This window comes from Rhodococcus sp. PAMC28707, from assembly GCF_004795915.1.
Lineage (GTDB): Bacteria > Actinomycetota > Actinomycetes > Mycobacteriales > Mycobacteriaceae > Rhodococcoides.
Genome location: NZ_CP039253.1, coordinates 735,883 through 757,923, shown reverse-complemented (window position 1 = coordinate 757,923; position 22,041 = coordinate 735,883). Strand labels below are relative to the sequence as shown.

The 22,041-nt window shown below is 62.0% G+C and carries 16 protein-coding genes; 6 read left to right on the top strand and 10 right to left on the bottom strand.

The window, feature by feature from the left end; all coding sequences use genetic code 11:
• Window position 1: 1 nt before the first annotated feature.
• On the top strand, window positions 2-1,156 hold the full coding sequence (locus E5720_RS03490) for a M20 family metallopeptidase (protein ID WP_136172420.1): 1,155 nt from the start codon (window positions 2-4) through the stop codon (window positions 1,154-1,156).
• 3 nt (window positions 1,157-1,159) lie between these two features.
• Here E5720_RS03490 and E5720_RS03485 read toward each other — a convergent pair whose 3' ends face one another.
• Window positions 1,160-1,624 carry a gamma-glutamylcyclotransferase gene (locus tag E5720_RS03485; RefSeq protein ID WP_136169489.1) on the bottom strand — a complete coding sequence of 155 codons (465 nt, stop codon included), beginning with the start codon at window positions 1,622-1,624 and terminating at the stop codon, window positions 1,160-1,162.
• Between the two features lie 172 nt (window positions 1,625-1,796).
• Here E5720_RS03485 and E5720_RS03480 point away from each other — a divergent pair, with 172 nt between their 5' ends.
• Both E5720_RS03480 and E5720_RS03475 read left to right on the top strand, forming a co-directional pair.
• Entirely contained in the window at window positions 1,797-3,200 is a 1,404-nt protein-coding gene (locus tag E5720_RS03480) for an NAD(P)H-quinone dehydrogenase (RefSeq protein ID WP_136169488.1), read from the top strand.
• A gap of 160 nt (window positions 3,201-3,360) precedes the next feature.
• A complete protein-coding gene (locus E5720_RS03475; RefSeq protein WP_136169487.1) occupies window positions 3,361-4,542 on the top strand; it encodes a PLP-dependent aminotransferase family protein in 1,182 nt (393 codons plus the stop codon).
• Here E5720_RS03475 and glpK read toward each other — a convergent pair.
• Window positions 4,527-6,032: a glycerol kinase GlpK gene (gene glpK, locus E5720_RS03470; protein WP_136172419.1), complete on the bottom strand. Its 1,506-nt coding sequence runs from the start codon at window positions 6,030-6,032 to the stop codon at window positions 4,527-4,529. The genes E5720_RS03475 and glpK overlap by 16 nt on opposite strands.
• A gap of 98 nt (window positions 6,033-6,130) precedes the next feature.
• On the opposite strand from glpK, the gene glpD reads away from it, so the two are divergent.
• Entirely contained in the window at window positions 6,131-7,888 is a 1,758-nt protein-coding gene (gene glpD / locus E5720_RS03465) for a glycerol-3-phosphate dehydrogenase (RefSeq protein WP_136169486.1), read from the top strand.
• A 43-nt stretch (window positions 7,889-7,931) separates the two neighbouring features.
• Here the strand turns inward: glpD and E5720_RS03460 are convergent, their stop codons facing one another.
• From E5720_RS03460 to E5720_RS03440, 5 genes are all read right to left on the bottom strand, one after another.
• On the bottom strand, window positions 7,932-9,176 hold the full coding sequence (locus E5720_RS03460) for a cytochrome P450 (protein WP_210729952.1): 1,245 nt from the start codon (window positions 9,174-9,176) through the stop codon (window positions 7,932-7,934).
• Between the two features lie 82 nt (window positions 9,177-9,258).
• The gene (locus tag E5720_RS03455; RefSeq protein WP_136169484.1) at window positions 9,259-10,518 is read right to left on the bottom strand and encodes a helix-turn-helix domain-containing protein; all 1,260 of its coding nucleotides are present in this window, start codon (window positions 10,516-10,518) and stop codon (window positions 9,259-9,261) included.
• 187 nt (window positions 10,519-10,705) lie between these two features.
• Complete coding sequence (locus E5720_RS03450; protein ID WP_136169483.1) at window positions 10,706-11,248, bottom strand: hypothetical protein; 543 nt, start codon at window positions 11,246-11,248, stop codon at window positions 10,706-10,708.
• A 79-nt stretch (window positions 11,249-11,327) separates the two neighbouring features.
• Window positions 11,328-12,137, bottom strand: coding sequence for a DNA-formamidopyrimidine glycosylase family protein (locus E5720_RS03445; RefSeq protein WP_136169482.1), 810 nt, complete (start codon window positions 12,135-12,137; stop codon window positions 11,328-11,330).
• Window positions 12,130-16,695, bottom strand: coding sequence for an ATP-dependent helicase (locus E5720_RS03440; RefSeq protein ID WP_136169481.1), 4,566 nt, complete (start codon window positions 16,693-16,695; stop codon window positions 12,130-12,132). The genes E5720_RS03445 and E5720_RS03440 overlap by 8 nt, the downstream gene beginning before the upstream one ends.
• 96 nt (window positions 16,696-16,791) lie before the next feature.
• Here E5720_RS03440 and E5720_RS03435 point away from each other — a divergent pair, with 96 nt between their 5' ends.
• Window positions 16,792-17,043, top strand: coding sequence for a modification methylase HgiDII (locus E5720_RS03435; protein ID WP_136169480.1), 252 nt, complete (start codon window positions 16,792-16,794; stop codon window positions 17,041-17,043).
• Window positions 17,044-17,093: 50 nt separating this feature from the next.
• On the opposite strand, the gene E5720_RS03430 is transcribed toward E5720_RS03435, so the two are convergent.
• Window positions 17,094-18,635, bottom strand: coding sequence for an NAD-dependent epimerase/dehydratase family protein (locus tag E5720_RS03430; RefSeq protein ID WP_136169479.1), 1,542 nt, complete (start codon window positions 18,633-18,635; stop codon window positions 17,094-17,096).
• Entirely contained in the window at window positions 18,632-19,861 is a 1,230-nt protein-coding gene (locus E5720_RS03425; RefSeq protein ID WP_136169478.1) for an aminotransferase class I/II-fold pyridoxal phosphate-dependent enzyme, read from the bottom strand. Before E5720_RS03425 ends, E5720_RS03430 begins: the two co-directional genes overlap by 4 nt.
• A gap of 316 nt (window positions 19,862-20,177) precedes the next feature.
• Here E5720_RS03425 and E5720_RS03420 point away from each other — a divergent pair, with 316 nt between their 5' ends.
• A complete protein-coding gene (locus E5720_RS03420; protein ID WP_136169477.1) occupies window positions 20,178-21,311 on the top strand; it encodes an acyl-CoA dehydrogenase family protein in 1,134 nt (377 codons plus the stop codon).
• 53 nt (window positions 21,312-21,364) lie between these two features.
• On the opposite strand, the gene E5720_RS03415 is transcribed toward E5720_RS03420, so the two are convergent.
• Window positions 21,365-21,970, bottom strand: a complete 606-nt coding sequence (locus tag E5720_RS03415; protein ID WP_136169476.1) for a ribulose 1,5-bisphosphate carboxylase large subunit — start codon at window positions 21,968-21,970, stop codon at window positions 21,365-21,367.
• Between the last annotated feature and the right edge of the window lie 71 nt (window positions 21,971-22,041).

Genomic DNA, 22,041 nt, shown 5'->3' with positions numbered 1-22,041 from the left:
TCTGCATGCCGCGGTCGACGCGTGGATTCTCGACCACACCGCCGAGTTGTCGTTGTGGCGACGCCATATTCACGCGCATCCGGAGTTGGCACGGCAGGAATACGCGACAACTGCTTTCGTCGTCGGTCACCTGGAGGCCGCCGGTCTGTCGCCGAAGCTTCTCCCCGGTGGAACAGGTTTGACCTGTGATATCGGACCGAGTGGACCACTGGTGGGTTTGCGGGCGGATATGGATGCGCTCCCATTGCAAGAATTCACCGGGGCAACCTACGGCTCGACCGTTCCCGGAGTCTCGCATGCATGCGGCCACGACGCGCACACGACGGTGCTGCTCGGAACCGCGTTGGCCTTGGCGTCGCTGCCCGATCTGCCGTTCGGTGTTCGGTTGATCTTTCAGCCTGCCGAGGAGGTCATGCCGGGTGGGGCATTGGATGTCGTGGCGGCCGGTGCGCTCGAGGGCGTATCGAAGATCTTCGCCCTGCATTGCGATCCTCGGCTCGAGGTGGGCAAGGTCGGTGTGCGGGTAGGTGCCATCACGTCGGCGGCCGACACCGTCGAGCTTCGTCTGGACTCTCCTGGTGGACATACTTCGCGTCCTCACCTGACCACCGACCTCGTCTACGCCCTCGGCACGGTCATCACCGGCCTGCCTGGGATGCTCAGCCGCCGAATCGATCCGCGGACGAGCACAGTGATGGTGTGGGGCGCAGTCGTGGCAGGTCAGGCACCCAACGCCATTCCGCAGAGCGGCATGCTCACCGGCACTGTACGCACCGGTGATCACGAGACGTGGGCTCTACTCGAGCCCATGGTCGGCGAGATCGTCGCCGGGCTGCTGGCTCCGACCGGGGTGCGTTACGAGTTGCACTACAAGCGTGGGGTGCCACCCGTGGTCAACGACCCAGCAGTGACGCGGACATTCGAAAACGCTATTCGACGCGTCGGACCGGCAGCGTTGGCCGATACCGCTCAGTCCGGTGGTGGCGAGGACTTCTCGTGGTACCTCGAAGACATTCCGGGAGCGATGGCTCGGCTCGGCGTGTGGTCCGGTACCGGACCACAGCTCGATATCCACCAGGCCACATTCGATCTCGACGAGCGAGCGCTCGCCGTCGGTGTGAAGGTGATGACCGGTCTCGCACTCGAACCGAACTGAAGTTCAGCTGGAAGTGCCGGGCCCGACGTTACGACTGTTCCGTGTGCGCAGTCCACGGACGTACTCTGCGGGAGCACCGGCGATCTCGGCCGCCTCGGCCATGACTCCCAGGTAGCGCGCGGACGGTAAGCCGCCCTCGTAGGCGTCGAGTACGTACAGCCAGGCCAGCACGGGTCCGTCCACGGTATCGATGCGCAGCCGGACCTTGCGGTGTATTCCGAGTTCGGAACCCTCCCAGCGGTCGAGGCTTTCCTCGTCCTCTTCCGAGACGTCGTACAGCACCACGAACACCTGCGAATCGGCGTCCTGCGCGACCGTTGCCAGTGCACCTTCCCACCCGATGTCACCGCCGCCGAAGGTCAATCGCCAGCCGTGTAGCCAGCCAGTTCCCGACGACGGGGAATGGGGGCAGCGCTGAAGCATTTGCTCCGGATGCATGTTCGACCCGTAGGCGGCATAGATTGGCACGTCGGCCAGCCTAAACCGTCTGGTGAATCGGCGCGGCGGCGGAAGGCCCGAGCGGCAGGTTTCAGCAGGTGATACAGATGTTAAGTAATCCTTACCGATGCGGGGAGACGTCGACTGGAATACCGTTGGCACGTAACTGTGCATTTTTTGTGACAAACGTGGAAGAGGACAAATGACCCGGATCGTGATCATCGGTGGCGGACCCGCAGGGTATGAGGCAGCACTGGTGGCAGCGCAGCACGGGGGGACTGTGGCGTTGGTCGATTCGGACGGCATCGGAGGTGCCTGCGTTCTGTGGGACTGCGTACCGTCGAAGACCTTCATCGCCTCGACAGGTATCAGGACCGAGATGCGACGAGCGAACGATCTGGGTATCGCGATGGATCCATCGCAGGCGACGGTTGCTCTGCCGCAGATCCACGAGCGCGTCAAAGCGCTCGCGCAGGCGCAGTCCTCCGACATTGCAGCGCGGGTGCGCTCGGTCGGCGTCGAACTCATTTCCGGTCGCGCCGAAATGATCGACTCGCATGTCGGTATGGCTGCGCACCAGATTCGAGCGACTTCGGCGGACGGTTCGGAACGCGTACTCGACGCAGATGTCGTCCTGGTGGCGACCGGCGCGAGCCCACGGGTCCTCGCGGGCGCGGAGCCGGACGGAGAACGCATCTTGAACTGGCGCCAGCTCTACGACCTCGAGGCGCTTCCCGAGCATCTGATCGTGGTCGGGTCCGGTGTGACCGGCGCCGAGTTCGTCTCGGCCTACACCGAGATGGGCGTCAAGGTGACAGCAGTCTCCAGCCGCGACCGTGTGCTGCCGCACGAGGACGAGGATGCCGCGCTCGTGCTCGAGGACGCGTTCAACGAGAGAGGTGTCACTCTCGTCAAGCATGCGCGAGCAGAATCCGTCCAGCGGACCGAGAGCGGCGTGATCGTTCGCCTCGCCGACGGACGTACCGTCGAAGGTTCTCACGCGCTGATGACCGTCGGTTCCATTCCCAACACTTCCGGGCTCGGACTCGAGAAGGTTGGAATCGAACTGGATCGTGGCGGCTATCTGCGTGTCGATCGAGTATCGCGGACCTCTGTTTCGGGCATCTATGCCGCGGGTGACTGCACTGGTCTGCTGCCCCTCGCCTCCGTCGCTGCGATGCAGGGACGTATCGCGATGTACCACGCTCTCGGCGAAGGCGTCACCCCGATCAAGCTGAAAACTGTTGCCTCAGCGGTGTTCACGCGTCCCGAGATCGCGTCGGTCGGGGTGAGCCAGTCGGCCATCGACAACGGCGACGTGCCGGCACGTACCGTCATGTTGCCCCTTGCCACCAACCCGCGAGCAAAGATGTCGGGCCTCAAGCGCGGCTTCGTGAAGATCTTCTGCCGACCGGCGACCGGCGTCGTGATCGGTGGGGTGGTTGTCGCTCCGACGGCGTCCGAGTTGATTCTGCCCATCGCCATGGCGGTGCAGAACAACCTGTCGGTCAATGATCTGGCAGCGACGTTCTCGATCTACCCATCGTTGACGGGATCGATCACCGAGGCGGCACGGCAACTGATGCGCCACGACGATCTGGACTGATACGCAGGGTCGGTGGCAAATTTCTCATGATGTGAGAACTGAATGTCATTCCTCGAGCTGGAGTGGCACAGTGAAGTGAGCCGACCACCACCCGGCTCACTTCATGCCCCAGCGGATCCTCGGGTACTTCGCAATCCGCACTCGATCCTGGGGAAAATCAATGACTTCCGCTCTGCCCTCGTTTGCCCGGCGTCTCGATTCGTTGCAGAGTTCTGCGATTCGAGAGCTGCTCGCTCTGACTGCGCGAGAAGACGTGTTGAGTCTTGCCGGCGGTCTTCCGGCGACGGAGCTGATTCCCGCGCACCGCATTCGACAATCAGCTGAGGCAGTGCTGAGGACACCGTCCTCGGTGCAGTACGGCGAAACCTCCGGTTGGCGCCCGCTCCGTGAGATTATCGCGACCCGTGAATCATGCCCGATAGCAAAAGAAGTCACCTCCGACGAGGTGGTAGTCACGCACGGTTCGCAGCAAGCGCTCACCCTCCTCGCTCAGGCACTGCTCGATCCCGGCGCCGTGGTCGTCGTCGATGAGCCTGCCTATACCGGCGCGCTGCAGGTCTTCTCGATAGCAGGGGCCGATATCCACGCAATCCCAATCGGTAGTGCGGGAATGGACACCGACGAACTGGCCCGCAGGCTAGAAGCAGGTCTTCGGCCCACACTCGTCCACACCGTGAGCAACTTCCACAATCCCCGCGGCGTGACGATGTCGGATCTCGGCCGCAAACAGCTCGCCGCGCTCGCCGATCGCTACGGATTCTGGATCCTCGAGGACGACCCGTACGGCGAGTTGTGGTTCGACGTGCAACCCCCGAAGTCCATAGCTGCATACTCCGACCGCGTGGTCCGGCTCTCCAGTGCGTCGAAGATCATCGCTCCTTCGCTTCGGGTCGGCTGGCTGACCGCACCGGTGGCTGTGTGCCAGGCCGTCGAACTGCTCAAGCAGGGTGCCGACCTGTGCGGGTCGTCGATGACCCAGCAGATGGCCGCCGACATGCTCGACGACGCCGCGTGGCTCGAGCGCCACCTCGGGGTCCTGCGCTCGCAGTACAGTGCACGCGCACACGCCCTCGAGGGTGCACTGAAAGGCACCTTCGGTGACCGACTGGTGCTTTCACCCGCGAACGGCGGAATGTTCCTGTGGGTGGAGTTTCAGGACGGCACCGACACCACGGCGTTGCTGCCGCGAGCGCTCGATCACGGCGTTGCCTTCGTGCCCGGCCGTGCCTTCGCGAATTCTCCCCAGTACTCGGGCGCGGCCCGATTATGTTTCGCGAGTTCGTCTCCGGACGTTCTCCGCGAGGCCGTGCGGCGGTTGTCGGCCGCTCATACACTGTCGTAGGTGCGTTCCACAGCGCGATTCCACTTGTCGTACATTGCCTCTCGGGCATCGGATGCCAGATCGGGCTCCCAGGTCTTGTCCGCAGCCCAGTTCGCGACGATCTCGTCCTCGCCACTCCAGTAGCCGACGGCCAGGCCCGCAGCGTAGGCCGCACCCAATGCAGTGGTTTCGTTGACGACCGGCCGGACCACAGGGACGCCGAGAACGTCGGACTGGAACTGCATGAGGAGCTCGTTGACGACCATTCCGCCGTCCACCTTCAATGTCGTCAGCGTGACCTCGGAATCTTCATACATCGCGTCGATGACTTCTCGTGTTTGAAATGCCGTCGCTTCCAACGCTGCTCGGGCGATGTGGCCCTTGTTGGCAAAACGCGTCAGACCCGAGATGACACCGCGCGCATCGGGCCGCCACCGAGGCGCGAACAGACCGGAAAACGCGGGAACGAAGTACACGCCGCCGTTGTCCTCGACCCCTCCAGCGAGGCGCTCGATATCGGCGGTGCGCTCGATGATGCCGAGGTTGTCGCGTAGCCACTGCACGAGGGAGCCGGTGACAGCGACCGAGCCCTCGAGGGCGTAGACAGCATCCTTCTCACCGAGCTTGTAACAGACGGTGGTGAGCAGTCCATGTTTACTGTGCACCGGCGTCGTCCCGGTGTTGAGTAGCAGGAAGTTTCCGGTGCCGTACGTATTCTTGGCCTCACCTGGCGACAGGCACGCCTGTCCGAACGTAGCGGCCTGTTGGTCGCCCAGAATTCCTGATATCGGGACGCCGGCGAGCACACCCCGAGGACGAACTTCGGCATACACCTCGGAGGAAGTGCGGATCTCGGGCAGCATCGACATCGGAATCGCGAAGTCGGCGCAGATGTCCTCGCGCCAGGACAGTGTTTCGAGATCCATCAACAGCGTGCGAGACGCGTTCGTGACGTCGGTGATGTGCTTGCCGCCGTCGGCTCCGCCGGTGAGGTTCCACAACACCCAGGAATCCATCGTCCCGAAGCAAAGTTCGCCGGCCTCGGCACGGCTCCGAACGCCTTCGACATTGTCGAGAATCCAACGAATCTTCGGCCCGGCGAAATACGTGGACAGCGGCAGGCCGGTGATCCGCTGATAGCGGTCGGCTCCGTGGTCCCCGGCCAGCTCCCGACACAATTCGTCGGTGCGAGTGTCCTGCCAGACGATTGCGTTGTAGACCGGTTTACCGGTGGTTCGATCCCAGACCAGCGTCGTTTCGCGCTGGTTGGTGATACCGACAGCGGCGATGTCCTGCGCTTTGACATCGGCATTCCCCAGAGCGGCGCCGACGACTTCGCGAACGTTGACCCAGATCTCCTCGGCGTCGTGTTCTACCCAGCCGGCGCGCGGGAAGATCTGACGGTGCTCCTTCTGCGCCGAGCCGACCGGCTTACCGTCGTGGCCGAAAATGATGCAGCGAGAAGACGTCGTGCCCTGATCGATCGAGGCGATGAAGGTGCCGGAGGTCACATCGGTGCTGGTGTCGGAGGTCACTACGTTCCTTTGTTCGACTCGGAGGTGACGCGGGTATCGACCTCGAACGGTAGCCTGCAGAGGCGGTCAGGGAAATGGTCTATGTGGGGAGCGAGCTCGTGAGCAATCGATCGAACACCACTTTGCTGGGGCCTCAGGCGCGAGTCGATGCCTGGGAGCGGCTCGGATCCGAGTACTTCGACGTCATCATCATCGGCGGTGGCGTCGTCGGCGCAGGTGCTGCGCTCGACGCTGCGACTCGCGGTTTGAAGGTTGCTCTCGTCGAAGCTCGTGACTTCGCATCGGGAACCTCCAGTCGGTCCTCGAAGATGTTCCACGGTGGTCTGCGATACCTCGAGCAGCTCGAGTTCGGTCTGGTACGTGAAGCTCTGCACGAGCGCGAGCTGTCGCTGTCGACGTTGGCGCCGCACCTCGTCAAACCGCTGAAGTTCCTTTTCCCGCTGACGCATCGCGTCTGGGAACGTCCCTACATCGCTGCGGGAATCTTTCTCTACGACAGGATGGGCGGCGCGAAGTCCGTTCCGGCGCAAAAGCACCTCACCCGATCGGGTGCGTTGCGGATGACGCCGGGCCTCAAGCGCAAATCCCTCATCGGCGGAATCCGCTACTACGACACCGTCGTCGACGACGCACGCCACACGATGAGTGTTGCTCGCACCGCGGCACATTACGGGGCCGTCGTTCGTACCTCGACGCAGGTCGTGGGATTTCTGCGTGAGGCCGATCGAGTTTCCGGTGTGCGCGTGCGTGATTCGGAAAACGGAGCCACCGCCGAGGTACGTGGAAGCGTGGTCATCAACGCAACCGGTGTGTGGACCGACGAAATCCAGGCGTTGTCCTCGCAGCGCGGACGGTTTCGTGTACGCGCATCGAAGGGCGTACATATCGTGGTGCCGCGCGACCGCATCGTCAGCGAGGCCGCGATCATTCTCCGCACCGAGAAATCGGTGCTGTTCATCATTCCGTGGGGTGCACATTGGATCATCGGCACCACCGACACCGACTGGAAGCTCGACCTGGCGCATCCTGCTGCCACGAAAGCCGATATCGACTACATCCTCGGCGAGGTCAACACAGTGCTGGTGACGCCACTGACGCACGAGGACATCGATGGCGTCTACGCAGGCCTGCGTCCACTGCTGGCGGGTGAAAGCGACGAGACGTCGAAGCTGTCCCGGGAACACGCCGTCGCTCGCGTCGCGCCCGGCCTCGTGGCGATCGCGGGCGGCAAATACACCACCTACCGTGTGATGGCCGAGGACGCCGTCGATCTTGCCGCCGAGGACATCCCTGCCAGGGTTGCGTCGTCGATCACGGAAAAAGTTCCGCTCGTCGGTGCCGACGGCTACTTCGCCCTGGTCAATCAGACGCATCATCTCGCGAAGATGTACGGCCTGCATCCCTACCGGGTGACCCACCTTCTCGATCGGTACGGCTCGTTGATCGACGAGGTGCTCGACATGGCGAAGGGCAAGCCTGAACTCTTGCAGCCGATCACCGACGCGCCCAGCTACCTCCAGGTCGAGGTCGTGTACGCCGCTGCTGCCGAAGGTGCGCTCCACTTGGAGGACATCCTCGCGCGCCGAACGCGCATATCGATCGAGTACTCCCATCGTGGAGTCCATTGCGCGGGACAGGTCGCGGCTTTGGCTGCGCCCATTCTCGGATGGGACTCCGCGGCGGTCGATCGTGAGGTCGCGACGTACACCGCGCGCGTCGAGGCGGAGATCAAGTCGCAGATGCAACCCGACGACGAGTCCGCCGATGCACTACGCGTCGTCGCACCCGAGGCCCGTCAGGAAATCCTGGAACCGGTGCAGCCGAGCAAGTAGGGCAGCAGGCTCGCACTTGCTGCCAACGATGCGCGACTGGAACTCAGTGTTCGACCGGGCACCGACCTCCGTAGTCGACCTCGAACTCCTTGATGCCATTGAGCCAACCAGATCGAAGTCGCTTCGGATCGCCCAGCTTGGTGATGTCGGGCATGTGGTCAGCAATCGCGTTGAAGATCAGATCGATCTCGAGACGCGCCAAATTTGCGCCCACGCAGAAGTGCGCCCCGGTTCCACCGAAACTCAAGTGCCGGTTCGGGTCGCGCATGATATCGAATTTTTTCGGATCGTCGAAGACATCCTCGTCGAAGTTTGCCGAGGCGTAGAACATCGCAACTCGGTCGCCCTTTCTGATCTTCTGACCACCAAGAGTGGTGTCAGCAAGCGCTGTCCGCTGAAACGCGGTAATGGGAGTCGCCCAGCGAATAATCTCGTCGACCGCGGTGCTTGGGCGCTCGTTCTTGTAGAGCTCCCACTGATCGGGGTTCTCGAGGAAACCGATCATTCCGTGCGTGATGGCGTTTCGGGTGGTCTCGTTGCCCGCAACAGCGAGCAGGATGACGAAGAAGCCGAACTCTTCGGGGCGCAGTTCATCACCGTCGATTTCGGCATTCAGCAGCTGGGTGAGGATGTCATCGGCGGGACACTTCTTACGCTCTTCTGCCATTTGGTAGGCGTACCCGAGGAGCTCCATCGACGCGACCTGGGGGTCACCCTCGAATTCCGGGTCGTCGTAACCGGTCATCTGATTGGACCAATCGAAGACCTTTCCACGATCTTGTTGCGGGATGCCGATGAGCTCCGCAATCGCCTGAAGCGGCAGCTCGGTCGCGACCTGGGTGACAAAATTGCCTGCCCCTACGGTCAGGGCTTCTTCGACAATCGTCGACGCACGCTCGGACAGGGCGTCCTTGAGGCTGGCCACTGCGCGTGGGGTGAAGCCGCGAGCAATGATCTTTCGCAGCTTGGTGTGCTCTGGGGCGTCTTTGAACAGTAGAATGTGGCGCTGTAGTTCGATGGCCTCGCGAGGGATGTCGTCGTCGAACCGGACGATCGCGGTGTTTTCCCACGTGGAATATACGTCGTTGCGCGAGACCTCCCTGACGTCCTCATGCCGAGTAACAACCCAATACCCGTCGTCGTGAAATCCGCCGACGGTGGGTGGTTGTGGACACCACCAGACGGGTGCTGTTTTGCGTAGCTCAGCAAACTCCGCGTGCGGAATATGAGTGGCGTAGATGTCTGGATCAGTGGGGTCGAAACCTTCGGCAATTTTCGGTGTGGGCACTTCGCACTCCTCATTGGGGCTGATAGCAGTCAGCCTTCCAGTGAAACGACTGCTGCGGATTGGCTTACTTGGCCAAGGTTCCTCAATCTTTTTGTTCGGAGGGTACATATGTGATTGCGTTCGAGCCGAAGGTGTCGAAGCAATCGAGTGCCAGTTCGAGGTGAAGCGAGCGGGAGGTGATCCGCTGGCCGATGCGCTCCTCGATCTGTTGGATGCGGTATCGCACAGTGTTTTTGTGCACGGCGAGCTGGCTAGCGGCGGCCTCGAGATTTCCCGGGCATGACAGTACCGCGCGTAGCGTCTTCCGGAGTCGCGCGGACAGCTCGTCGTCCACCAAGAGCCCAGGCAATTCGCGTTCGATGAGGGTGTTCATCGCGTCGGGACGAGATACGAGCATCGAGACGAGTTCGATGTCTCGATAGCTGGTGACGGGTATTCGCTGTTGCGCCCGCATAGCGACTTCTTGCGCAGCCAGAGCCTCCCTGTGAGCTCGCCGGAACCCGTCGATGCCCTCTCCCGGCCTGCCCACCGCGACGCGCACCCCGGGCGGCACGAGCGTCGAGTCGATCGTGGGTTCTTCGTCATGCCCGGCCACCATCCAAACCCACAACCCCCGGGCCCCGGACGGGATGCAGAGGATCTCCGTCGCTGATGCTGACCGCGCCAGCCGCGATGCCAATGGTTCGAAGATCCGCGAGTCGATCGAGATTGCGTGGTCGGTGGTCCATAACACCAAGGCAGTATTGACGCGATGGACCGGGTAGCTCAGCTGTACCGATGCGACCTCAGCGTCGTTCAATGTGCCGTCCAGAATTTCGCGGACCGTGTTCACCCGCATCGAGAATGTGCCGCTGAGCAGACGTTCTCGTTCGCACGTGTATGTGGCGGCAAGTTCCTCGAGCATCGAATTTATGATCTCGCTCGTCTGCTTCCACATCATGACGACGAGTTCCACCTTGAAATCCTCCGGTACAGCGGCATTGCTGACGAAATCCGCCACAAACCGCCATACCGCTCGGTGACCGGCGTGGTACAGATGGGAGAGAACTCGCAATTCGAGTCCCCGGCGCGCGATGGTTCGGGCAAGAGAATGAGCTTCCGCAGCTACCGGAGCATCCCACAGGGCAGCGTTGTCGGACTGCCGAGCGGCAAGAATGTTGCGGAATTGGCTGCGAACAGCTAACTGTAAGTCCCTCCGAACATCTGCGTCAGTAGATAGCTCCGGGACGTCTGACCCCATGGATTGCGCGACATAGTCGACGAACCGTGCGATATCTGCGTGGGAGAGACTTTCGGCAACGTAACTGCGCATCCACTCTTCGGCCCGTGTTGCACTCGCCATTTTCTGCGCTCCCTCTGGACAATTGGGCCCCGATACCGCCGGCCTGCCCCCAGCATAAGGACTACTCGGGCTTGGTTTTCGAAGGCAGCCATCGGGGCGGATCAACCCTCGGAATCCGTAAATGGCACTGTGCGTCAGGAAATCTTGGAGCCGGTGCAGCCGAGCAAGTAGCGCGCTGTCTGTGCGGTCAATGGGTCAGTAACAACTTGAGTGCGACCACCGCGGTGGCTACTAACGCGAGCACGATGGATCCAAGAAACGTTCCACGAGTCGGCTTCTCGCCGCGGAGTCGACCTACGACGAAGTTCGTCGACGCAATTCTGGCGATGACTGTTACTTCGGCCATGATCTGACCGACTCCTGGATCGAGCAACCCTGCCCATCCGATCGCCAGGAGCCCCGCTGGGAGGACGGCCGCGCTCAATACCGGAACGGAATCCCGAAGTTGTTCGATGCGGGCGACCCTCGAGAGTTTGGCCCCGGTTCGCACGGTTTCACCGACGCCCTCGGCGAACGCGTGCGCGACGAAGGTGGACAGCGCTGTGCCGAGCACGATTGCCACACCTTGAAAGGTGTGATCGGCCGGTGACGTCATCGGAATGAGAGCCACGAGTATCAAGACATTGCCGTACACGTAGGCACTGATTCGACTGGCGGCATTGCCGGGACTCAGCGGGCTGCTACGTGAGAGCAGCGGTCTGTGCAGGAGGTCTCGCAGGTTCGGTGCCATGCCGATTGACAGTAGTCACTACCGGCGAGTGAACGGATAATTCCGATGCCGACTCACCGACACACAGTAGAGATCGCGCTCAGGGGGAATCGTGTACAACCGAGAATCGTGGCGGCGGGGGCTGGCAATACGGACAAAAATAGATCTGGCGTTCCTCCAGCGGGTTATCGCCGAGCAATCCGAACTCGATCGGTGTGCCACATCGCCTACACGGCTTCTTCTGCCGTCCGTATACCCAGAAATGGCGCCCCGGACGTCGATCACCGGTGGTCACCCGTTGATGTCGATCCTTGTTGGCCATGATCGTGCGAAACGACAGGTCGACGATCTTGCGTAGATCGCCTGCAGAACCGACTGGGGTCCGCGGATCGATACCGCGGAGAAAACAGATCTCGTTGCGGTACACATTGCCCAGGCCTGCCAGTATCCGTTGATCGAGCAATGCGGTTCCGATAGGCCGGGTCGGATCGGTGCCCAGATTGGCGATCGCGAGAGCCGCATCCCAATCCGATCCGAGTAGATCGGGCCCGAGGTATCCGACGACCTCGTCTTCGTCCTCCACGACGTCCAGTACACCCAGTTCGAATCCCACCGCGGAGGCACTGCCGTTCGTCAGAATCGCGCGAGCTTGGAACGCAGGCTTGCGCCACCTTTCACCGGGGGCATAGACCTGCCAGGTTCCTTCCATCTTCAAATGGCTGTGGATCGTATATCCGCCGACCCGAATGAGGAGATGCTTGCCACGTGAGTCCACCGAGTCCACTGTCCGACCCGTGAAATCGACTGTCGCGTAGCGAGGTACACGAATATCGCAACCCGTCAGTACCCGTCCGGCGAGCGCGTCCCTCAGCTTGTTCGCCGCCCGATAGACGGTATCTCCCTCAGGCATGAAGCTGCCCCCGCAGACGTAAGCCCCGAGGGGTCGCGGAGAAGCCTGCCTCGGTCAAGGTCTTGGAAAATGCCGTCCCGTGGATGTCGTGACCATCCACCCGTTCGACCAACAACTTCTCTACCCCGCCCCTCTTCACAGTCGCAGCGAGCGCACGGGCCGACGCTTCGATGACGGCTTCGTCGTCGGAGAATGTCAACACGGTCTTGCCACCCCGTTCGACGTACAGAGCAAGGTCGCCCTCATGGAGTACGACGAGTGCTCCCGCTTTCCGTCCTGGCCGATGTCGAGGCGAATCATCTTTCTCGTCGGGCTTCGGCCAGGTGAGCGCGGCACCATAGGGGTTGGCCGGGTCGCAGGCTGCCAGGACCATTGCGCCGGTCTTTTCTCGTTCGTCGTACGTTCGCAATCTATCGACGACATCGGAAGTGGAGAACTGCGCGCCACCGAGTGAATCGACGAAGTACCCGCGGCGGCTGCGGCCGGAATCCTCGAAGGTGGTGAGCACCTTGTACATCATTGCGAATCCGCCGGGCACCCCTTCGTTCATCACCGCACCTCGCGTGACCACGCCGTAGCGTTCGAGCAGCATGTCGGCGGTAGCGTGTGCTCGCACTGTCGGATCAGGTTCGAGCTCTGGGAGTCTGGACCAGCGCCCTCCTGCTGTGGGAGGCCCGGTCCGGGTCGGCAGCGTGGGCCGTTCGAATCGACGGTACGAGCGCAGACGCGGTGTCTTCCTCGGCGCTCGGTGGCTCGGCGCCGCGCGGGTCGTCGCGTTGAGGAGAGCGCGCAAGGGTGCGAAGGTGTCGTTGCTGAGTCGGCCGGCCCATACGAGTTCCCAGAGTGCGGCGTGCAGACTGTCGTCGTCGGTACTGCCTACCGTGTCCGAGAGCTGTCGGAAGAAATATGCGCCTCCAGCTGCGACCGCGTCCAACACGCACAGTTGTAGTTCGGAAAGATCCGATTCGGCGGGCGGAGCAAGAGTCAACGGGGCGGTCTCGGCCATGTGTAGACAGACCCAACCGTCCTTCGAGGTGATGGATCCGTGGCCGGACCAGAGCACCTCGCCGGTGGAGGTCAATTCGTCGAGCATCGCGGGGGAGTAGTCGCGGACTCGCGAAGCGAAAATGAGCGGCTCCCAGGCCGATGCGGGGATCGGTACCCCGGCGAGCTGCTCGACAACTGTTGCAACACCGTCGATTCCGTTGAGTTGCCGACTTCCGACGTGTTGCCACGCTGGGAGGAATCGGCCGAGGGTTGCGGTGCCGACCGGCTCGACCTCATGACGCGCCGCAGCGAGCGACCGTCTGCGCAGACGGCGTAGGACCTCGTTGTCGCACCATTCGCTGCCCGTCGTATCGGGTCGGAACTCTCCCTCGACGACTCTTTTGTCGGCACCGAGCGTGGTGAGAACACCGCGAGCGACCGCCGTCCCGATCCCGAACCTGGCAGCGAGGTCGGTGACCGAGAACGGGCCGTGGGTGCGCGCATACCGGCTCACGAGGTCGGTCAGCGGGTCTTCCACCGGTTCGATGAAGGCTGCCGGTGTGCCGATGGGCAGTGGAACACCGAGGGCGTCGCGCAACCGGCCCGCGTCTTCGATGGCTGTCCACCATGTTCGGCCTGCGAAGCTCACCTCCATCGCGCGCTTGGCGGCCCCGAGCTCGATGAGCCACTGTAGAGACTCGTTGCCTCTCGTGCGCGCGGCCACCTCCTCGACGGTCAGCGGCCCCAGCATTCGGAGTAGATCTGCGACACCCTCGATGTCCTTGGCAGCTCGGTCTTCTGCGAGTCGCTGCAGTTCGAGTTCGGTCGTCTCGATCACAGACAGATCCAAGAGCTCACGCAGCTCGACGCGCCCCAACAGTTCGGCGAGCAGGGTCGAATCAAGCGACAAGGCTTGCGCGCGACGTTCCGCCAAGGGGCTGTCGCCCTCGTACATGAACGCGCCCACGTAGTTGAACAGCAGGGAATTCGCGAAAGGGGACGGAGACGCCGTCTCTATCTCGACGATGCGGATCTGCCGTCGGCTGATCTGCGCGAGAATCTCTTCCAGTGCGGGCAAGTCGTAGACGTCCTGCAGACATTCGCGCACCGTCTCGAGCAGAATCGGGAATGTCGGATACTTGCGCGCGACGTCGAGAAGCTGGGCAGACCGTTGTCTCTGCTGCCACAATGGTGCACGTTTTCCGGGGTTGCGGCGGGGGAGAAGTAGTGCGCGAGCGGCACATTCGCGGAATCTAGATGCGAAAAGTGCCGAACCACCGACCTGCTCGGTGACGATGTCGGCAATTTCGTCACGTTCGAACACGAACAAGTCGGCACCGGGAGGTCGATCCTCGGTGTCCGGTAGTCGCACGATGATCCCGTCGTCGGACGCGGTCGGGGCAGCGTCGATGCCGTATCTTTCGATGAGACGTGCGCCGATCGCAAGTGCCCACGGCGCGTGCACCTGCTGGCCGTACGTCGAATGCAGAACGAGTCGCCAGTCACCCAGCTCGTCACGGAATCGTTCGACGATCATCGTTCGGTCGGTCGGGAGCTGGCCCGTCGCGTCCTTTTGTTCGTCGAGAAGCGCGACTAGGTTGTTGACCGCGTTGGCATCGAGACCGCTTCCGGTAAGCCGCTCGGACAACCCTTCTCGTTCAGCAGTGCTGCGGAGGAATTCGCCCAACGCCCTGCCCAGTTCCGCGGGGCGGCCGAGCCCATCGCCGTGCCAGAACGGCAGTCGCCCGGGCTGACCGTATGCAGGGCTCACCAGGACGCGATCGTGGGTGATTTCCTCGATACGCCAGCTGGTGGCCCCGAGGGCGAAGACATCACCCACGCGTGATTCGTACACCATCTCTTCGTCGAGTTCACCTACCCGAGAAGCCTTTTCGCCGACCATGTACACCGTGAACAACCCGCGGTCCGGGATCGACCCACCCGAGGTCACGGCCAGTCGCTGTGCGCCCGGACGGCCGGTAAGGGTGCCGGCATCTCGGTCCCAGACCAATCTCGGTCTCAGTTCGGCGAATTCGTCCGATGGGTAGCGGCCCGAGAGTAGATCCAGTGTCGACTCGTATGCGGAGCGGGGCAGAGTCGCGAAACTGCCGGTGCGCCTGACCGCGTCGAACCAGTCCTGCGCATCGATCGCTTCCAGCGCGCACGCCGCGACGGTCTGCTGAGCCAGGATATCGAGCGGATTGGCAGGAACGAAGAGCGACTCGATCTTCCCTGTCTTCATGCGCTCGACCGTCACAGCGCAGTGGATCAAGTCGGTTCGGTGCTTCGGGAAGAGCACTCCCTTGGAAATCTCACCGACCTGGTGGCCTGCACGACCCACTCGTTGCAACCCGCTGGCCACCGAGGGCGGGGCCTCGACCTGGACCACCAGATCCACTGCACCCATGTCGATACCGAGTTCGAGGCTGCTGGTGGCGACGACGCATCGAAGCCGACCGGATTTGAGATCGTCCTCGATGAGTGCTCGCTGATCCTTGCTTACGCTTCCGTGGTGAGCCCGGGCCAACAACGTTTCGGCGCCATGGTTCACCTCTGCGGGAGTGCCCATCTGGGATGCAGGTTTATGCGCTGTCTCGACAGCGTCACCCATCCGTTCGGCGTATATCTCGTTGAGCCGAGCGGTCAGCTTTTCGGAGAGACGCCGAGAGTTTGCGAAGACGATGCTGGACTTGTGGTCGAGGATGAGGTCGACGATCTTCTCCTCGACGTGCGGCCAGATGGACCCCTGCTGTGGTGCCGCTGACGCGGAACCGTCCGCGGGTTCGGTGACGCCGAGTTCGGTCATGTCCTCCACCGGTACCTGAACCGTGAGGTCGAACATCTTGGGCGACGGCGGCGCAACGATCTCGATGGGCGCGATACCGGTGAGGAATCGACCGACTTCTTCGTGCGGGCGGACCGTCGCGGAGAGACCGATACGTTGAGCGGGCTTCGGAAGCATCAGATCGAGGCGCTCGAGAGACAATGCCAAGTGGGATCCGCGTTTGGTCCCGGCGACCGCGTGAACCTCGTCGACGATGACGGTGTCCACTCCGACCAGTGACTCCCGGGCCGCCGAGGTGAGCATCAGGAAGAGAGATTCCGGCGTGGTGATCAAGATGTCGGGCGGGGTCTTGATCAGACTGCGTCGGTCCGCGGGGCTCGTGTCACCGGACCGAACGCCCACGGAGATATCGGGTGGTTCGAGCCCGAGGCGCTTGGCCGTCTGAGTGATGCCGACCAGCGGAGCCCGGAGATTGCGTTCGACGTCGACGGCCAGCGCTTTGAGCGGGGAGATGTAGAGAACTTTCGTGGTGCGGTCGGTCTGCGACGCCCGCCCGGCGAGCTGATCGATCGACCAGAGGAAAGCGGAGAGCGTCTTGCCGGATCCGGTAGGGGCTACGACCAGGGTGTGGCGACCACTGGAGATTGCCTCCCACGCTCCGGCCTGGGCCGCAGTCGGACTACGGAATGCGCCGGCGAACCACTCCTGAGTGGGCGCGGAAAACTTCGCGAGAGCAGGATCGCCCGACTTAGGCGTACCGGGCTGAGGAGAAGTTTTTCTGACCACTCGCTCATGATGCCCCCAGACACCGACAAGCAACCATCACCGCTGCCCGTCGACTATCGAGGTGTGAAGTCGGCCGGGTACGGGTACGGGAGGTTTATGTCCGACGACCAAGAGACAATGCAGATCATTTCCGCAAAACTCGATGCTCGACTCGGCCAACGCACCAATGGCCTGCAGAACGAGGTGCCGCCGGGGGCCAGCGCGCAGGCCGACGACGAGGACGGCGAACGAGGTCCACTCGGGCACGACTACCGCCTCGCGAACAAGTACGCCGAGGCCCTCGCTATCGGTCAACCGCAGTTGATCGACCGAGCCGAGTTCGACCGGCTCGTCGCCGAACACGGCTGAGCCTGGAGGCACCTAGCTTCACAGCACAGGTTCAGACAAGGGCGGAATGCTCACGCCCGAGGCAGTGCCGTACGAGAGGTCCGTGTGGCAAAAGGTGATAAGCCGCAGAGCTCGATAACTTCTTCCGCGGTCCGCGCCGTCGGGAATCGATCGCTGGCCGCCGTAACTCGGACACGCTTGGGCAGGAGCCCATCGAGACGGTTGCCAGGTGCTCCACGAAGCGCTCCGGCCATTGCCCTCACCCGGCCTACATTCACCTGTTGCTCGCCGACGTCGATCACGCGTAGCGGACCACCGAACTCGGCCCGCGCGTGGGCGGTGGCGGCGGCCACGGCCGCGTCGAACTCGGTCTGGGAGGTTCGGCCTCGGCGGCCGGTGCTGAGACCGTGACCGGGCAGGTCGAGTAACACGACATCAAGGCCGCTGGCGGCCAAGATTCTCGCCGTCGGCGTCAGGTATCGAGCGTGAAGCCCAGGACGAACCGGGATCACTACCGTCCCTAGGCCCGTGCTGCGATGCACCTCGCAATGCACGCTACCGATCCCGATGGGCAGTTGAACATGCTCGTGGTCGCCGCCGGAGATACCGATCGATGTCGAAGCGGGCTCGAGAGCGGACTCGCACGCCGCGTGTCGAACCAATGCATAGCGGGCACGAAGCAGTGGTTTGCTCTGCTGCAAGATCATGATCGCGGCGCACTCTCGTGACGACAGCGTAGGTGACCACCCGGTGGCGTCGTGCAGCGCGGTGGAATCGACCACCGGTTCACCGGCCGTGACCCACTGGCCGGAGAAGGGCGTGAGTCCGAGCCGAAAGGTCAAGTTCGCCAATCGGATTGCCGGGCGCTCAGGGACATCGAACAATATCTGTCCCTGCATGTCCGCCAGTTCACGCACCCCGGTCCAGTCTCGTGGGCCGACGTTGTACGGACCGTTCAAGTCTTGTTTTGTCGCGCGATGATAAGCGTCGGCCAGGTCGCGCTGATGCAAGAATTGATACGACGCGCGATCCGCCTGAGGAAAGGCACCGATCTTACTGGTGAACTGGTCGATTCCGTCGTTGGAGAAGTCGGGTCCGATGATATAGGTGGGCCGAAGCATCGATACGTTCATCTCGCCGGGGTGCCGGCGCAGCCACCATTCTGCGTAGTGTTCCACTTCTGCTTTGTCGTGAAAATAGTACCGATCGGGATCACCTGCAGGATAAGTATTTTCGTCCAACGGCTCGTCGTGGAGCTCCGCGCCGTACGCGTTGATACTGGAGGTGATTACCAATCTGCGCACACCGGCACGGTAAGCGGAGTCGAGGACGTTTCGTGACCCGCGTTGGTTGATGTCGTGCGTCTGAGATTTGTCGCGTAATTCTTCGACCACGAACGCCAGGTGCAATACCACATCGCACCCTCGAAAAATGTTCTCCAGATCGGGCGAGCGGATATCGGCCTGCACCGAGGTGAGCTTCCGATGCTCGAGGGCCAGTGGTCTGCGCGCTACCCCGATCACCGAACCGATATCGTCGTCGTCGAGCAACACGGGGAGTATTGCCGCCGCGAAGTCACTGGTCACACCTGTGACCGCAATGCGCAGTGTCACGACGGCAGCTCCGCGATACTTGTGGTGATCGTATCGATCGCCGTGCGGAGTTGCTGGTCGGTATGCGAGGCCATGACGCATAGGCGAAGCAGTGCACCGGATTTTGGAACGGCGGGGTGTAATGCGGCGCTGGTGAACACGCCCCGATCGAAGAGAGTCCGCCATAGGTTCATGGCAAGGAGGTCGTCGCCGATATGCAGCGACACGATCGGTGATGCGGTGTCTCCGCCTGGAACCGGTGATCGCGATCCGACGTCGAGTCCTGCGGAGGCAAGCCCGCTACGAAGAACCTCGGCATTTTCGAGGACGCGACGCGCTCGTTGCCGGCCCTCTTCGCTGCGTATCAGTTTCACCGACGCCAGCGATGCGCCCACCGCAGCGGGAACGCCGGAGGTCGTGAACAGGAAGGCTCGCGCGTGGATTCGCAACGAATCGAGCAGGTCCTTCGAGCCGGCGATGAAACCACCGGTCGAACTCGGACTCTTGGACAGAGACGCCATTCTGATATCGGTGCTCTCTGCTGTCTTGAACAGTTCGGCTGCACCGGTGAGTTTGTCACCGTAGATACCGACGCTGTGGGCTTCGTCCACCATGAGTGCGGCACCGTATTTGGTGCACAGGGCTGTGACCTCGTCGAGCGGTGCGAGGTCGCCCTCCATGGAGTACAGGCCGTCGACGATCACCAGGACTGCACCGTCTCCAACGACGGGCGCTTGCAGGCGCGCTTCGAGGTCACCCATGTCGTTGTGCGCGAATTTCCGAACGGTCGCGCCCGACAGTGCGCTCCCGTCGCGAATCGATGCGTGCGCGGCGGCGTCGACGACGATGACGTCACCTTTGCCGACGATGGCACTGATGGTCCCCAGATTGGTTTGATAGCCGGTGGTGAAGACCATCGCATCTTCGGTGCCGTGCCAATCCGCGATCTCGTTCTCGAGTTCGAGATGGAGATCCATCGTGCCGTTGAGTAGCCGACTTCCGGTGATCGCCGACCCGAATGTGTCGAGCGCGTGCTGCGCACCTTTCGTGATCTCGGGGTGATTGGCGAGGCCGAGGTAATTGTTGGACCCCAGCATGATCTTGTCGGACCCCTCCACCTGCACGATCGGTGCGGTCGCGGACTCCATGACGCGAAAATACGGGCTGACGCCGGACGCCTGCACTGCGCGCAGCAGATCTACCCGCTCGTCCCCGTCCAGTCGTTTTATCAATCGGTTGACGGTCATCGTCCTAATCTCCTCAGCTTTGTATGAATGTGCGTGTAAAAATAGAGAAATTTGGATCGATGGTCGCGAATTCGATAAGTGATTCGACGCAATTCTTCAGTTGGATGGGTGTCACGTCCATGAGATTAATTATTTGTACATTCCTGCTGGTCGAAGGCTCGGGGCAATTGAAACAAACTTCGTTCCTTCTTTGATGTGTGGGTGTTGTTTACTTTTCCTTGCATGTTTTGCCAGGTAAAGCCTGGGGTACAGTGCAGTTGGTTGCGAATTCGATTCACCTTTTTCCTTCATGCCCTGATAACTATTCTGGAGAAACATGACTGCATTGATGGTTCGAGAACGCGCAATCCTCGAAGAGTATTTGCCTGGTTTACTGGACTATTTGGACCGCACTCCACTGATGGACCTCGAAAGCAGTGACGGTTCAGCGATAGCAAAGTTCCGTGAGTGTGGAGGTACAGCGTTGGCGGTACCGAAGGCATTGGGGGGACTCGGCGCGAGCGCCCTGGATGCCGTGCGCGCTCAGCGGGCAATAGGCTCCAGATCGCCCTCACTCGGGGCGGCGACGACGATGCACCACTTGTCGTTGGCATCGCTGAACGAATTCGCCCAGGGTGCAACAGAAGACGATCGCGCACTCATCAAGGGTCTGGTGGAACAGCGAGCTATCGTCGCTTCCGGTTTCTCGGAAGGCACGCCAGGCGGCAGCGTCTTCATTCCGACGATGAAGGCGAAGAAGGTCGGTGACGTGTATGTCATCAACGGTAGTAAGAAGCCGTGCAGCCTCTCCGGTTCGATGGATCTGCTTACCGCCAGTGTCGAGGTCGAAGGGGTCGGGGACAGGGATGGTGAGCGGGCTGTGGCACTGATACCGGCCAACCTGGACGGGATGACCGTGACGCAATTCTGGGACACTCCGATTCTTGCGGGCGCCCAGAGTGACGAGGTGATTCTTCGCGACGTCGAGGTACCCGCCGATTTCGTGATGCTCAACAGTGACGACGACCCCGACGGCGTGCACGAGATGACCGGATACCTGTGGTTCGGGATGCTGATCACAGCCAACTACCTCGGTGCGGCCACGATCCTTTTGGAAAAGATGCTCGCTGCCGACAAGGGCGACTTCGAGGGATACACACGCGCCGCCGCCGATATCGAGACCGGAATGGCAGCGATCGAAAGCGTCGCGCGGGCAGTCGACGAGGGGGAGCGAGGTCAAGATATTTCGGTGCGTTTGCTGTTCTGTCGCATCGCAATCCGTGACGCGCTCGTGCGTGCGAGTTCGGCGGCCATCGAATCGCTCGGTGGTATCGCATTCATCAAGTCACCCGAGATCGCCTACCTTGCATCCGCGTTGCAGGCCTTCGCTTTCCATCCGCCGTCACGTCGGTCGATCTCCGAGACCCTCACCAAGTTCCACGGCGGTGACGAGTTCGCATTCGTGAAGTGAGCAATGCCCCTGCCGGCTGTCACAACACGGGGTGTGACAGCCGGCAGGAGGAATCAGTGGCCTTCCTCCTCCGCTTCCTCTGCCAGTTTCTCCTCGCCCCTCTTGCGTAAGAATTTGAAACCTGGGATCCCGATGACGGCGCGTCGGACATCCTTTGTCACACCGAGCAATTCGTGAATCTCCGGCGATACCGTGTCGAGTGTGGCCAAGATCGGAAGGACGCCTTTCATATGCTCGACGATTTCGGGAAGTTGGTCCACCATCGCGATGGTGGCGTCGACCTCCTGCTCGGACAGGTGGTCGACGAACTTTTGCGCGAACGGTGCCGCCTGTTGCGCCATCGGCTCGAACAGCTCGACCAACTCCAGTGCGGTCGCCGACGTTTTCGATGCCGTATCGACGACGCCTTCGGCGGAGCGAGTAGTGATCGCGGCCTCGATGACGATGAGTTGTGCGGCGGTGACAACCTCGTCGATTCGAGCGATGAGCGTCGTTACCTCGTCGAGCAACGTCTCGACGCGACCGGGAAGCTCCCACGCGAAGTTGGCGGTATCGCGGGCCCAACGCGCACTCGACAGCGCCACGTCTCGACCGAACTTTGCCGCAGTCAGACCCCCGAAGGGGACAGGAAGCCGAACGCCGGCCAGTACCAGTGCCATGACTCGACAATGCCACAGGTAGGCCGTCAGGCCCCGCTGCTGCGGCAGCGCCGATCCGATGTCGTTAGCCT

Coding starts and splice junctions, on each gene's coding strand:
- E5720_RS03450 (WP_136169483.1), bottom strand. CDS start 11,248: ATGGCACCGAACCTGCGAGACCTCCTGCACAGACCGCTGCTCTCACGT.
- glpD (WP_136169486.1), top strand. CDS start 6,131: ATGGTCTATGTGGGGAGCGAGCTCGTGAGCAATCGATCGAACACCACT.
- E5720_RS03480 (WP_136169488.1), top strand. CDS start 1,797: ATGACCCGGATCGTGATCATCGGTGGCGGACCCGCAGGGTATGAGGCA.
- E5720_RS03425 (WP_136169478.1), bottom strand. CDS start 19,861: ATGACCGTCAACCGATTGATAAAACGACTGGACGGGGACGAGCGGGTA.
- E5720_RS03445 (WP_136169482.1), bottom strand. CDS start 12,137: ATGCCTGAGGGAGATACCGTCTATCGGGCGGCGAACAAGCTGAGGGAC.
- E5720_RS03435 (WP_136169480.1), top strand. CDS start 16,792: ATGTCCGACGACCAAGAGACAATGCAGATCATTTCCGCAAAACTCGAT.
- E5720_RS03455 (WP_136169484.1), bottom strand. CDS start 10,518: ATGGCGAGTGCAACACGGGCCGAAGAGTGGATGCGCAGTTACGTTGCC.
- E5720_RS03420 (WP_136169477.1), top strand. CDS start 20,178: ATGACTGCATTGATGGTTCGAGAACGCGCAATCCTCGAAGAGTATTTG.
- E5720_RS03475 (WP_136169487.1), top strand. CDS start 3,361: ATGACTTCCGCTCTGCCCTCGTTTGCCCGGCGTCTCGATTCGTTGCAG.
- E5720_RS03415 (WP_136169476.1), bottom strand. CDS start 21,970: ATGGCACTGGTACTGGCCGGCGTTCGGCTTCCTGTCCCCTTCGGGGGT.